We start from the raw sequence: 12,583 nt of genomic DNA, 5'->3' as shown, positions 1-12,583 counted from the left end.
TGTTTGACAGCTTCAACCCTGCACGATGCAGGTGGCCAAGTGCGCGGCAAGCGCATCAAAGGCAATGCTTTGTTGTTCGCCCTGGCCACGCAGGGGTTTGACACTTACCACTTGCTGGGCCAGTTCATCGTCGCCCAGGATCAGCGCGTACAACGCGCCGCTCTTGTCGGCTTTCTTGAATTGGCTCTTGAAGCTGCCAGCGCCGGCATTGACCTGCAGGCGCAGGTTCGGCAGTTGGTCGCGCAACTGTTCGCTCAAGGCCAGGCCAGCCAGTTCGGCTGCCTCGCCAAAGGCGCACAGGTACACGTCCACCTGACGGGAAATTTCTTCAGGGATCTGCTCCAGGGTTTCCAGCAGCAGGATCAGCCGCTCGATGCCCATGGCAAAACCCACGCCCGTGGTCGGCTTGCCACCCATCTGCTCAACCAGACCGTCGTAACGACCACCGGCACACACGGTGCCCTGGGCGCCGAGCTTGTCAGTGACCCACTCAAACACGGTCTTGCTGTAGTAATCGAGGCCGCGCACCAACTTGGGGTTGATCACGTAGGGAATCCCGGCCGCATCCAGGCGTGCCTTGAGGCCCTCAAAGTGCGTGCGGGACTCGTCGTCCAGGTAATCGGCCATTTTCGGCGCGTCGACCAGCACAGCCTGGGTCTCGGCGTTCTTGGTATCAAGGACGCGCAATGGGTTGGTCTTCAGGCGACGCTGGCTGTCTTCATCGAGCTTGTCCAGGTGAGCGGACAGGTACTCGACCAGGGCTTCACGGTAACGGCCACGGGACTCGCTGGTGCCCAGGCTGTTGAGCTCGAGCTTGACCGCGTCGCGGATGCCCAGTTGGCCCCACAGGCGCCAGGTCAGCACGATCAGCTCGGCGTCGATATCCGGGCCATCGAGGTTAAAGACTTCGCAACCGATCTGGTGAAACTGGCGATAACGGCCTTTTTGTGGGCGCTCGTGGCGGAACATCGGGCCGATGTACCACAGTTTCTGGGTCTGGCCACCACCGGTGATGCCATGCTCGAGCACAGCGCGCACGCACGCGGCGGTACCTTCCGGACGCAAGGTCAGGGAGTCGCCGTTGCGATCTTCGAAGGTGTACATCTCTTTTTCGACGATGTCAGTCACTTCACCGATGGAGCGCTTGAACAGCTCGGTGAACTCGACGATTGGCATGCGGATCTGCTTGTAACCGTAGTTATCCAGCAGGCGCGCGACCGTGCTCTCGAAATAGCGCCACAGGGGCGTCTGTTCGGGCAGGATGTCGTTCATGCCACGAATGGCTTGCAGAGACTTGCTCACATCAAATCCTTAAATTCGTTCGATCAGCCGCGAGCGATCAGCGCTGCGTCAGAGGCGACCTTCTCGGCCGCTTTCTCGCGGATCAGCCGTTCCAACTGATCCACCAGATTATCATTCGTCAATTTCTGCGACGGCTTGCCGTCGATGTAAATCAGGTTCGGGGTACCGCCGGTCAGGCCTACGTGCGCCTCCTTGGCCTCACCCGGCCCGTTGACCACACAGCCGATCACCGCAACATCCAGCGGTACCAGCAGGTCTTCCAGGCGTACTTCCAACTCGTTCATGGTTTTCACCACGTCGAAGTTCTGCCGCGAGCAACTCGGGCAGGCAATAAAATTGATGCCACGGGAGCGTAAATGCAGGGATTTGAGAATGTCGTAGCCGACTTTCACTTCCTCTACCGGGTCCGCCGCCAGGGAGATACGAATGGTATCGCCAATCCCGTCGGCCAGCAGCATACCGAGACCCACCGCAGATTTCACTGTGCCTGAACGCAAACCACCGGCTTCGGTGATGCCCAGGTGCAATGGCTGCACGATTTCCTTGGCCAGCAGGCGGTAGGCTTCTACCGCCATGAACACGTCGGAAGCCTTTACGCTGACCTTGAAATCCTGGAAGTTCAGGCGTTCAAGGTGCTCGACATGGCGCAGTGCCGACTCGACCAGGGCTGCCGGGGTAGGCTCGCCGTATTTCTTCTGCAGGTCTTTTTCCAGGGAGCCAGCGTTGACACCGATGCGGATCGGGATCCCGCGGTCACGGGCTGCGTCGACCACGGCACGCACGCGGTCTTCGCGACCGATGTTGCCCGGGTTGATCCGCAGGCAGTCGACGCCCAGTTCGGCCACGCGCAACGCGATCTTGTAGTCGAAGTGGATATCGGCGACCAATGGTACCTTGACCAATTGCTTGATGCGGCCGAAGGCTTCGGCAGCGTCCATATCCGGCACGGAAACCCGCACGATATCGACGCCAGCGGCTTCCAGGCGGTTGATCTGGGCCACGGTGGCCGCTACGTCATTGGTGTCGCTGTTGGTCATGCTCTGCACGGCGATGGGGGCATCACCACCCACCGGCACGGAGCCGACCCAGATCTTGCGCGATACGCGACGTTTGATTGGAGATTCGCCGTGCATGACTATTGTCCCAACTTCAGGCGAGCGGTCTCGCCACTGGTGAACGGCGCCACGTCTACAGGCTGGCCGTTATAGGCCACTTGCGCGCCACGGGCAAAGCCCAGACGCAGCGTCAAAGGAGGCTTGCCGACCTGCTCAAGCGTATCTCCCTTACGCTTCAAAGCACTGAACAGGACTTTGCCATTGCCATCGGTGACTTGTGTCCAGCAGTCAGCGACGTAGGTAATGTGGAGACGGCCATCCCCCGCCACGCCGGCAGGCGCCTGGTCGGCAGGTGCAGCGACTGTTGGTGCGACTGGCGCGGCCGGAGCCTGGGCCGGTACAACAGGCGTCTGGACCGTGGCGGCCGGGGCCTGGGTCACGGGAGCCGTTGGAGCCGGTGCAACGGCGGCCGGAGCTGGCTCACCGCTGGCTTCGGCAGGCTGCTGGCCCGCTTGCAGCTCAAGATTGGTTTCAGGGGCCGCCTGGCCCTGGACGACAGCCTGGTCTTCCGGCTCGTCCAAGGGGTGAATCTGGGTGGTACCGTCAGCGCTTTCGACTTCGACGTGTTCCAGGGCGTTGCTGATCAGATCCTTGCTGCGCAGCGAGGTCTGGTCCTGCCACCAGATAAAACCACCACCGATCACTGCAATCAGCAATAACAGGCTGACAATTCGCAAAATAGTATGGGAAACCCGCACCGGCTCTTCAATACGACCGAGACCGTGTACGTTACTGCCCTGGGAATCCGTACCGGTGAACTGGTCGAATTGCTGGACCAGGATGGCCTGGTCAGTACCCAGCAGCTTGGCATAGGCGCGGATATAACCACGGGCGAAGGTATGCCCTGGCAGTTTGTCGAACGCGCCGTTTTCCAGGTTACCCAGGGAAGTGGTGGTCAAATTGAGCTTGAGGGCCACTTCTTCCAGCGACCAACCATTGCTTTCGCGGGCCTGACGCAAGGTCTCGCCTGGGTTTACGCGATTAGCGGCTACAACTTCCGGGTGCGCGGCTTTCATCATTGCTCCGACAGGTATTGCTGATATTCCGGGGTACCGGGATAGAGTCGTTCTAATTGCTGACCAAAACGTGCGGCCTTGTCGCGTTCTTCATGAACCGTGGCCAGGCGCACACCAAGCAATAGACTACGTGCATTTTGCCCACTGAGCAGGCTAAAACGCTCGTAATAGTCACGTGCCGGCACATAATGCCTGTCTTCAAACGACAACTGGGCCATTTCGAGCAAGGCCCGTGGCTGGCGCTGATTCAGGTGCAGGGCTTTTTCCAGTTGCTGGCGGGCATCTTCACGCTGGCCGAGACGCACGGAGGTCACTCCCAGGTTCTCGAAAACCCGCGAACGTTCAGGATATAGGGTATCAGTGGCTGCTTGCTGGAAATAACCGGACGCTTGCTTATAACGCTCCTGCTGAAACAGGAAGCTGCCGTAGTTGTTGAGCAGGCGTGGATCATGGGGGCGAACAGCCAGGGCCTTGCGGTAATACTGGTCGGCCAGCTCGGGCTCGGCCTGGGCCTGGAACACCAGGGCCAACGCCGCATTCGCGTCGGCATCATGGTTGTCGAGGGCCAGGGCCATTTGCAGCGGCACCTTGGCCTGCTCGCTCAGGCCCTGGCGCAGGTATCCCAGCCCCAACTGCACATAGGCAGCACGCGCTTCGTCACGGCCCTTGCCGGTTTGCAACGGACTATCAGAGCCCGATGAAACACAGCCAACCGACAGGCTGGCAACAAGCAACAGCAGCGCAAGGCGCAAGGGCATAGAGATCCTCTCTCAGGTTCGTGTCGCGGCGTTCTGCGCCAGATCGCTGTCGGCGCTCAATTCGCGCACTGCGATGTAACGCTCGCTACGACGGGTGCGATCCAGCACCTGTCCTACCAATTGGCCACAAGCGGCGTCGATGTCCTCACCACGGGTGGTGCGCACAGTGACGTTGAAGCCAGCCTGGTGCAGTTGATCCTGGAAACGACGGATGGCGTTGTTGCTCGGCCGCTCGTAGCCAGAATGGGGAAACGGGTTGAACGGAATCAGGTTGATCTTGCACGGGGTGTTCTTGAGCAACTCGATCATCTCGACCGCGTGTTCAACCTTGTCATTGATATCTTTGAGCAAGGTGTACTCGATGGTCAGGACGCGCTTTTCGCCCAGGGACGACATATAACGCTGGCAAGATTCGAGGAGCATCTTAAGCGGATACTTCTTGTTGATCGGCACCAATTGGTTACGCAATGCGTCATTGGGTGCGTGCAGCGACAACGCCAGGGAGACGTCGATGTGCTTGGACAGCTCATCAATCATAGGCACCACGCCGGAGGTCGACAGGGTCACACGGCGCTTGGAGATGCCGTAGCCCAGGTCGTCCATCATCAGGTGCATGGCCGCAACCACGTTGTCGAAGTTCAGCAGCGGCTCACCCATGCCCATCATCACCACGTTGGTGATGGCACGGTCGACGGTCGCCGGGACGCTGCCAAAGGATTTGTTGGCAATCCACACCTGGCCAATGACTTCGGCGGCGGTGAGGTTGCTATTGAAGCCTTGCTTGCCGGTGGAGCAGAAACTGCAATCCAGGGCACAGCCTGCCTGGGACGAAACGCACAAGGTGCCACGTTTGCCCTGGGGAATGTAGACGGTCTCGACGCAGCTGCCGGACGCCACGCGCACCACCCACTTACGGGTGCCGTCGCTGGAGATGTCCTCGCTGACCACTTCAGGACCACGGACCTCAGCAATCGCCTTGAGCTTGTCGCGCAGGGCCTTGCTGACGTTCGTCATGGCGTCGAAATCGTCGACGCCAAAGTGGTGAATCCACTTCATTACCTGACCGGCACGGAAACGCTTCTCCCCGATTGAGTCGAAGAATTTTTCCATTTCCTGTTGAGTCAGACCCAGCAGGTTGGTTTTTACAGTCGATGTAGTCATGGATTCACCTTCACTCTTAAGCCAATGCTTAGCGAGTGGTTACTTCAGTAGCTGCGAAGAAGTACGAAATTTCGCGAGCAGCAGCGGCTTCGGAGTCCGAACCGTGTACAGCGTTGGCGTCGATGGAATCAGCGAAGTCAGCACGGATAGTGCCGGCAGCTGCTTCTTTAGGGTTGGTAGCGCCCATCAGCTCACGGTTCAGAGCGATAGCGTTTTCGCCTTCCAGAACCTGAACAACAACAGGACCGGAGATCATGAAGGCAACCAGGTCACCGAAGAAACCACGAGCGCTGTGCTCAGCGTAGAAGCCTTCAGCTTCAGCCTTGGACAGTTGCTTGAGTTTCGAAGCTACAACCTTCAGGCCGGCTTTTTCGAAACGAGTGGTGATCTCGCCGATGACGTTTTTTGCAACAGCGTCAGGCTTGATGATGGAGAAAGTACGTTGAACAGCCATGGTGTAACTCCAGAAACGGTAATTTGCGAAAAATTAAACCCGCGAATTATACGCGGGTTCTTGGGTATTGCCTAACTGCGTAAGGGAGGCTTCAGTCCTGTTCTTCTTTCCAGGCAGTCTGGATCGCTTCGAGAACCTTTTCACCACCACGATCCCGCTCGTCTTCGAACCCTGGCAAAGCCATGACCATGTCACGCAAAGCTACAAAGTTCACCGAATAGGGATCCGTATCCGGATGGCCGTCGGCCAGCAGAATAGCGATTTCTTGCACATCAACCCATTTAAGACTCATGACACTTCCTTGAATCAGTGCGGCGCTTCGGCGGCATGGTTGAGCGAATACTTCGGAATTTCGACGGTGAGGTCTTCTGTCCCCACCTTGGCCTGACAGCTCAGGCGCGAAGTCGGTTCCAGGCCCCACGCCCTATCAAGATAGTCCTCTTCCAGCTCATCAGCCTCTTCGAGACTGTTGAAACCTTCGCGGATAATGCAGTGACAGGTGGTGCAGGCGTTAACACCACCACACGCACTCTCGATCTCGATATGGTTGTCATGGGCAACTTCGAGAATGGACTTGCCGGTCTCAGCCTCCACGACCATACCGTCCGGGCAATGCTCGGCGTGTGGCAGAAAAATGACCTGTGGCATCAGTTATTCCTCGATTTCATTCAGGTTGCGTCCCGCCAGGGCGGCTTTCACCGTCTGGTTCATACGACGGGCAGCAAAGGCATCGGTTACTTGTGAAAGGCGCTTGGTCTGTTGTTCGATGGCATAGCCATCGGTGCCTTTCATCAATTGGGCCAGTTCCTGCATCTGCAGGTCGATGACCAGACGCTCTTCAGCATCCAGCAGGCGCTCGCCGTCGGCCTCAAGGGCGCCCTGCACCGCTTCAAGCAGGCGCTGGGCATCGACTTGCTGCTCACGCAACACCCGGGCGACCTTGTCATCACCGGCGTACTGGAACGAATCCTTGAGCATCTTGGCGATTTCGCCGTCAGTCAGGCCGTAGGACGGCTTGACCTGGATGCTCGCCTCAACGCCCGAACCCAGCTCGCGTGCTGCCACGCTGAGCAGGCCGTCGGCGTCAACCTGGAACGTCACGCGGATCTTCGCCGCACCCGCGACCATGGCCGGGATACCGCGCAATTCAAAACGCGCCAGGGAGCGGCAGTCGCTGATCAGCTCGCGCTCGCCTTGCAGCACATGAATCATCATGGCCGTCTGGCCATCTTTATAAGTGGTGAAGTCCTGGGCGCGGGCGACGGGAATGGTGGTGTTGCGCGGAATCACCTTCTCCATCAGGCCGCCCATGGTTTCCAGGCCCAGGGACAACGGAATCACATCAAGCAGCAACAACTCGCCGCCATCGCGCTTGTTGCCGGCCAGGGTATCGGCCTGGATCGCGGCACCGATGGCCACCACCTGATCCGGGTCGATTTCGGTCAGCGGCTGGCGACCGAAGGCGTCGGCTACCGCTTCGCGAACCCGTGGCACACGGGTCGAACCGCCAACCATGACCACCGCGCCAACTTCTTCCAGTTCGATGCCGGAATCACGTACGGCGCGACGGCAAGCCTTCAGACTACGGGCGACCATTGGCTCGATCAGCGCATCAAAGGCTTCACGGGTCAGTTGGGCCGACCAGGAGCCGTAGGAAACTTCAACAGATGCGGCGTCAGTCAGCGCTTCCTTGGCGGCGCAGGCGGTTTGCAGCAGGTTACGCTGCTCGCCCGGATCCAGGTCGGCGGACAAACCGGCACTGGTGATCATCCAACCGGCAATGGCGTGGTCGAAGTCATCCCCACCCAGGGCACTGTCGCCACCGGTGGCCAGCACTTCAAACACACCGCCAGTCAGGCGCAGAATCGAAATATCAAAGGTGCCGCCGCCCAGGTCATAGATAGCAACCAGGCCTTCAGCGTGCTGATCCAGGCCATAGGCCACAGCTGCTGCCGTCGGCTCGTTGAGCAGGCGCAGCACGTTCAGACCGGCGAGTTTCGCCGCATCCTTGGTGGCTTGGCGCTGGGCGTCATCAAAATAAGCCGGGACCGTGATGACCGCGCCGACCAATTCGCCACCCAAGGTAGTTTCTGCACGCTGGCGCAGCACCTTGAGGATATCGGCCGACACTTCCACCGGGCTTTTCGGCCCCTGCACGGTGTCGATGAACGGCATATGGGATTCGCCGCCGACAAAGCGGTACGGCAGTTGGTCGCCCAATTGCTTGACGTCGGACAACCCACGACCCATCAAGCGCTTGACCGACAGTATGGTGTTCAGCGGGTCGGCAGACGCCGCCAACCGAGCGGACTCGCCCACTTCGATGCGGTCAGCGTGATAGCGCACGGCGGATGGCAGGATGACCTGGCCATCAGCATCGGGCAGCGGCTCGGAGAGACCGCTGCGCAGTGCGGCGACCAGTGAATTGGTAGTACCCAAGTCGATGCCAACCGCCAGGCGACGCTGGTGCGGTTGAGGACTTTGGCCGGGTTCGGCGATCTGCAGTAGAGCCATGGTAATCAGGTCTTATCTGTCTATCAGGCGTGCAATCTGTGCAGCACTGGGTTAATCGTCGAGGCGCTCTTCTAGCTGGCGCACTTCGTAAGTGAGCTTGTCGAGGAACTGCATGCGCCGCATCAGGCGTTCGGCCTGTTCACGTTGCGCTGCATCGTCCCAACAGGCTGCGAAGCTTTCGTTGAGTTCATCCTGGGCCACTTTCAGACGCCGCTTGAAGACTGCGACGCCAGCCAGATCGGCCTCGTCCTGCAAGTCTTCAAGCTCTTCACGCCACTGCATCTGCTGCATCAGGAAATCAGGGTCATGGACCGTGACTTCCAGCGGCATTTCGCCACCACCCATGGCGAGCAGGTAACGCGCGCGTTTGGGAGGGCTTTTGAGCGTCTGATAGGCTTCGTTGAGGCTGGCTGACTGCTCCAGCGCCAGGCGCTGCTCACGCTCGGAAGCGTCGGCAAAGCGATCCGGATGCACCCCACGCGCCAATTCACGGTAGCGCGTGGCAAGCTGCTCGAGGTCCAGCCGAAAGCTCGGCTGCAGCTCGAATAAAGCGAAATGACAAGGAGTACCCACAAATAGCCTCAGATGTTGAAGCTTTCGCCGCAGCCACATTCACCGCGTACGTTGGGGTTGTTGAACTTGAAGCCTTCGTTCAACCCTTCCTTGACGAAATCGAGTTCGGTGCCGTCCAGGTAGGTCAGGCTTTTCGGGTCGATGATCACTTTCTCGCCGTGACTTTCGAACACCTGATCTTCCGCAACCACCTCGTCGACGAACTCCAGCACGTAGGCAAGGCCGGAACAGCCTGTGGTGCGCACACCCAGACGAATCCCCTCACCTTTACCGCGCCCATCCAGGGAGCGTCGCACGTGCCGCGCAGCCGCTTCTGTCATGCTGATAGCCATCGTTGACTCCTTACTCGTCGCCAAATGCTTAGATCAAGCCTTTCTTCTGCTTGTAATCGCGAACGGCCGCCTTGATGGCGTCCTCTGCAAGTACCGAGCAGTGAATTTTCACGGGCGGCAGGGCCAGCTCTTCGGCCAACTGGGTGTTGCTGATAGTGACAGCTTCATCCAGGGTCTTGCCTTTCATCCATTCGGTCGCCAGGGAACTGGAGGCGATGGCTGAACCGCAGCCGTAGGTCTTGAACTTGGCGTCTTCGATAACGCCAGCGTCATTGACCTTGATCTGCAGGCGCATAACGTCGCCGCACGCCGGAGCGCCGACCATGCCGGTGCCCACATCAGGATCTTCCGCGTCCATCTTGCCGACGTTGCGCGGGTTTTCGTAGTGGTCGATGACCTTTTCGCTGTAAGCCATGGTACTGAATCCTCACTCATCAGGGCCGCTCTGGAACCCTGTAAAAACGCCTGCGTTTTCCGCCACGTTCCTACAGAGCTTGGGTGGCGGCTTCTATATTTAGTGTGCCGCCCACTCGATCTTGGAAATATCGACACCGTCTTTGTACATGTCCCACAGCGGCGACAGAGTGCGCAGCTTGGTGACCGCTTCGCAGACTTTCTGCGCTGCGTAGTCGACTTCTTCTTCGGTGGTGAAACGGCCGAACGTAAAGCGGATCGAGCTGTGCGCCAACTCGTCGTTGCGGCCCAGGGCGCGCAGGACGTAGGACGGCTCAAGGGAAGCCGAGGTGCAGGCCGAACCGGACGAAACCGCCAGATCCTTGAGCGCCATGATCAGCGACTCGCCCTCGACGTAGTTGAAGCTCAAATTCAGGTTGTGCGGTACACGGGCGGTCATGCTGCCGTTGATGTACAGCTCTTCAAGGTTCTCGACCTGCTTGTAGAAGCGATCGCTGAGAGCCTTGATGCGCACATTTTCGGCAGCCATGTCTTCTTTGGCTACACGGAAGGCTTCGCCCATGCCGACGATCTGGTGGGTCGCCAGGGTGCCCGAGCGCATGCCGCGCTCGTGACCGCCGCCGTGCATGGTGGCTTCGATACGGACGCGAGGCTTGCGGCTCACGTACAGCGCGCCAATGCCTTTAGGGCCGTAGGTCTTGTGGGCCGAGAACGACATCAGGTCGACTTTCAGCTTGGACAGGTCGATATCGACCTTGCCGGTGGACTGGGCAGCATCGACATGCAGCAACACGCCTTTGGAGCGGGTCAGCTCGCCGATGGCGGCGATGTCGTTGATGGTGCCGATTTCGTTGTTCACGTGGATCACGGAAACCAGGATGGTGTCTTCACGCATCGCGGCTTCGATCATTGCCGGGGTGACGATACCGTCGGTGGTGGGCTCGAGGTAAGTAACCTCGAAACCTTCACGCTCCAGTTGGCGCATGGTGTCGAGGACAGCCTTGTGCTCAATCTTGGTGGTGATCAGGTGCTTGCCCTTGGTCGCGTAGAAATGCGCGGCGCCCTTGATTGCCAGGTTGTCGGACTCGGTGGCACCGGAGGTCCAGACGATTTCACGCGGGTCGGCATTGACCAGGTCGGCGACCTGGCGACGAGCGTTTTCCACCGCTTCCTCGGCCTTCCAGCCGAAAACGTGGGAACGGGAGGCCGGGTTGCCGAAGTTTCCGTCAACCAGCAGGCATTCGCTCATCTTTTGCGCGACACGCGGATCAACCGGGGTGGTCGCTGAGTAATCAAGGTAAATCGGCAATTTCATGGACTTTCTCCTAAATCAGGCTGGCTGGCGTGCCGTTAGCTCTTCGGCTGTCACTCGACGGCGGACGCTTCAATCTTGTCCAGACGCGGCACCTTGGTGTTGCATCGGCGCTGGTCCTGACGCTGGGCTACTTCCTGCACCTCACGGCGAGTCACAAGATCAGCCAAGCTGATACCACTCAAAAACTCATGGATCTGCAGGCTCAGGTCACACCACAAGTGGTGTGTCAGGCAGGTGTCGCCGGCATGGCAATCACCCAGGCCCTGGCATTTGGTAGCATCGACGGACTCATTGACCGCGTCGATCACCTGGGCCACCTGGATGCCCTGCATATCGCGGGACAACTGATAACCGCCACCCGGGCCACGCACACTGGAAACCAGGTTGCTGCGGCGCAGCTTGGCGAACAGCTGCTCAAGGTAAGACAGGGAAATGCCTTGGCGCTCGGAGATATCGGCCAGGGACACCGGCCCGTTTTGCGCGTGCAGGGCCAGATCGAGCATGGCGGTCACCGCATATCGGCCTTTTGTAGTCAGTCTCATGGACAAGTACCAAGGTGTTTCAGAATGGGAGCAAGTATGCGATTCCCGAGTATTTAAGTCAACTATAAGACCTAGTACTTTAGTCAGGAATACCCGTAAAAAGGGCGCGCGAATCATAGCAGGATGGGGTGGGATCGAACAGCAGGAACAGGGCCAGGGCTCAATCTCAAGACCAATGGAGATCAAATGGGGGAGCTGGCTTGCCTGCGATAGGGGTGGATCAGCAGCCCAAGGGGTGACTGGCAGACTGCTATCGCAGGCAAGCCAGCCCCCACAGGGCATTTTATCGGACTTAAAACCTAACCAGCCTTGGTGGCACCGGCCTCATCCTTGATCTCGGCGAAGTCCTCTTCGCGCAACTCAGGGAGATCTTTCGCACAGTAAGGACTACCCAGATCCTTCAGCGCGCCGCACATGCCATCCAGCTTGCCATCCACCGCCTGCAGGTGGTCGAGCAACTGGCCGATGGCGCGAGCCACCGGGTCCGGCATGTCTTCGCTGACGCCATAGGCGTCGAAGCCGATCTTCTCGGCCATGGCCTTGCGCTTGGCCTCCTGCTCATCGCCGACTTCCGGCTTGACGATGATCCGCCCAGGAATGCCCACCACGGTTGCGCCCGGTGGCACCGCCTTGGTCACCACCGCATTGGAACCAACCTTGGCACCGGCACCCACGGTAAACGGCCCCAACACCTTGGCGCCCGCCCCTACCACTACACCGTTTTCCAGGGTTGGGTGACGTTTACCCTTGTTCCAGGTGGTACCGCCCAGCGTCACGCCTTGATACAAGGTCACGTCATCACCAATTTCGGCGGTCTCACCAATAACGATGCCCATGCCGTGATCGATGAAGAAGCGACGACCGACCTTGGCCCCCGGATGAATCTCGATCCCGGTCAGCCAGCGACCAAAGTTCGACACCAGCCGCGCCAGCCACTTCCAGCCCATGCCCCACAAGGCACCGGACAAGCGGTGAATCCAGATCGCGTGCATGCCCGGGTAGCAGGTCAGCACTTCAAAGGCGTTGCGCGCCGCCGGGTCACGATGGAAAACACTCTGGATATCTTCTCGCAAACGCTCGAACATTT

15 protein-coding genes are annotated in these 12,583 nt (G+C 59.2%); all 15 read right to left on the bottom strand.

What is annotated here, in order from left to right:
- Window positions 1-12: 12 nt before the first annotated feature.
- The 15 genes from hisS to cysE all read right to left on the bottom strand — a co-directional run bounded on the left by hisS (window position 13) and on the right by cysE (window position 12,581).
- Window positions 13-1,302 (bottom strand): histidine--tRNA ligase, encoded by a 1,290-nt coding sequence (hisS, locus tag HU773_RS06130; protein ID WP_057437949.1) that lies wholly within the window; start codon window positions 1,300-1,302, stop codon window positions 13-15.
- Window positions 1,303-1,325: 23 nt separating this feature from the next.
- Window positions 1,326-2,435 (bottom strand): flavodoxin-dependent (E)-4-hydroxy-3-methylbut-2-enyl-diphosphate synthase, encoded by a 1,110-nt coding sequence (ispG, locus tag HU773_RS06125; protein ID WP_057437947.1) that lies wholly within the window; start codon window positions 2,433-2,435, stop codon window positions 1,326-1,328.
- A 2-nt stretch (window positions 2,436-2,437) separates the two neighbouring features.
- The gene (locus HU773_RS06120; protein ID WP_057960567.1) at window positions 2,438-3,433 is read right to left on the bottom strand and encodes a RodZ domain-containing protein; all 996 of its coding nucleotides are present in this window, start codon (window positions 3,431-3,433) and stop codon (window positions 2,438-2,440) included.
- Window positions 3,433-4,191 carry a type IV pilus biogenesis/stability protein PilW gene (gene pilW, locus HU773_RS06115; RefSeq protein ID WP_057437943.1) on the bottom strand — a complete coding sequence of 253 codons (759 nt, stop codon included), beginning with the start codon at window positions 4,189-4,191 and terminating at the stop codon, window positions 3,433-3,435. Before pilW ends, HU773_RS06120 begins: the two co-directional genes overlap by 1 nt.
- A gap of 12 nt (window positions 4,192-4,203) precedes the next feature.
- Window positions 4,204-5,352, bottom strand: coding sequence for a dual-specificity RNA methyltransferase RlmN (gene rlmN, locus HU773_RS06110; protein ID WP_057437941.1), 1,149 nt, complete (start codon window positions 5,350-5,352; stop codon window positions 4,204-4,206).
- A gap of 28 nt (window positions 5,353-5,380) precedes the next feature.
- Entirely contained in the window at window positions 5,381-5,806 is a 426-nt protein-coding gene (gene ndk / locus HU773_RS06105; protein ID WP_017846179.1) for a nucleoside-diphosphate kinase, read from the bottom strand.
- A 91-nt stretch (window positions 5,807-5,897) separates the two neighbouring features.
- Window positions 5,898-6,098 carry a Fe-S cluster assembly protein IscX gene (iscX, locus tag HU773_RS06100; RefSeq protein WP_057437937.1) on the bottom strand — a complete coding sequence of 67 codons (201 nt, stop codon included), beginning with the start codon at window positions 6,096-6,098 and terminating at the stop codon, window positions 5,898-5,900.
- A 14-nt stretch (window positions 6,099-6,112) separates the two neighbouring features.
- Window positions 6,113-6,454: an ISC system 2Fe-2S type ferredoxin gene (gene fdx, locus HU773_RS06095; protein ID WP_016977666.1), complete on the bottom strand. Its 342-nt coding sequence runs from the start codon at window positions 6,452-6,454 to the stop codon at window positions 6,113-6,115.
- Between the two features lie 3 nt (window positions 6,455-6,457).
- On the bottom strand, window positions 6,458-8,320 hold the full coding sequence (gene hscA / locus HU773_RS06090) for a Fe-S protein assembly chaperone HscA (protein WP_057960568.1): 1,863 nt from the start codon (window positions 8,318-8,320) through the stop codon (window positions 6,458-6,460).
- A 51-nt stretch (window positions 8,321-8,371) separates the two neighbouring features.
- A complete protein-coding gene (hscB, locus tag HU773_RS06085; protein WP_057437935.1) occupies window positions 8,372-8,893 on the bottom strand; it encodes a co-chaperone HscB in 522 nt (173 codons plus the stop codon).
- A gap of 8 nt (window positions 8,894-8,901) precedes the next feature.
- Window positions 8,902-9,225, bottom strand: a complete 324-nt coding sequence (iscA, locus tag HU773_RS06080; RefSeq protein ID WP_010565230.1) for an iron-sulfur cluster assembly protein IscA — start codon at window positions 9,223-9,225, stop codon at window positions 8,902-8,904.
- Window positions 9,226-9,253: 28 nt separating this feature from the next.
- On the bottom strand, window positions 9,254-9,640 hold the full coding sequence (gene iscU / locus HU773_RS06075) for a Fe-S cluster assembly scaffold IscU (RefSeq protein ID WP_028617851.1): 387 nt from the start codon (window positions 9,638-9,640) through the stop codon (window positions 9,254-9,256).
- 99 nt (window positions 9,641-9,739) lie between these two features.
- Window positions 9,740-10,954: an IscS subfamily cysteine desulfurase gene (locus HU773_RS06070; RefSeq protein WP_057437931.1), complete on the bottom strand. Its 1,215-nt coding sequence runs from the start codon at window positions 10,952-10,954 to the stop codon at window positions 9,740-9,742.
- Window positions 10,955-11,004: 50 nt separating this feature from the next.
- Window positions 11,005-11,496 carry a Fe-S cluster assembly transcriptional regulator IscR gene (gene iscR, locus HU773_RS06065; RefSeq protein ID WP_038446306.1) on the bottom strand — a complete coding sequence of 164 codons (492 nt, stop codon included), beginning with the start codon at window positions 11,494-11,496 and terminating at the stop codon, window positions 11,005-11,007.
- Window positions 11,497-11,795: 299 nt separating this feature from the next.
- Window positions 11,796-12,581 carry a serine O-acetyltransferase gene (cysE, locus tag HU773_RS06060; protein WP_057960569.1) on the bottom strand — a complete coding sequence of 262 codons (786 nt, stop codon included), beginning with the start codon at window positions 12,579-12,581 and terminating at the stop codon, window positions 11,796-11,798.
- Between the last annotated feature and the right edge of the window lie 2 nt (window positions 12,582-12,583).

This window comes from Pseudomonas shahriarae (assembly GCF_014268455.2).
In the GTDB taxonomy this organism is placed as follows: Bacteria; Pseudomonadota; Gammaproteobacteria; order Pseudomonadales; family Pseudomonadaceae; genus Aquipseudomonas; species Aquipseudomonas shahriarae.
This window is presented reverse-complemented; position numbering and strand designations above follow the sequence as displayed.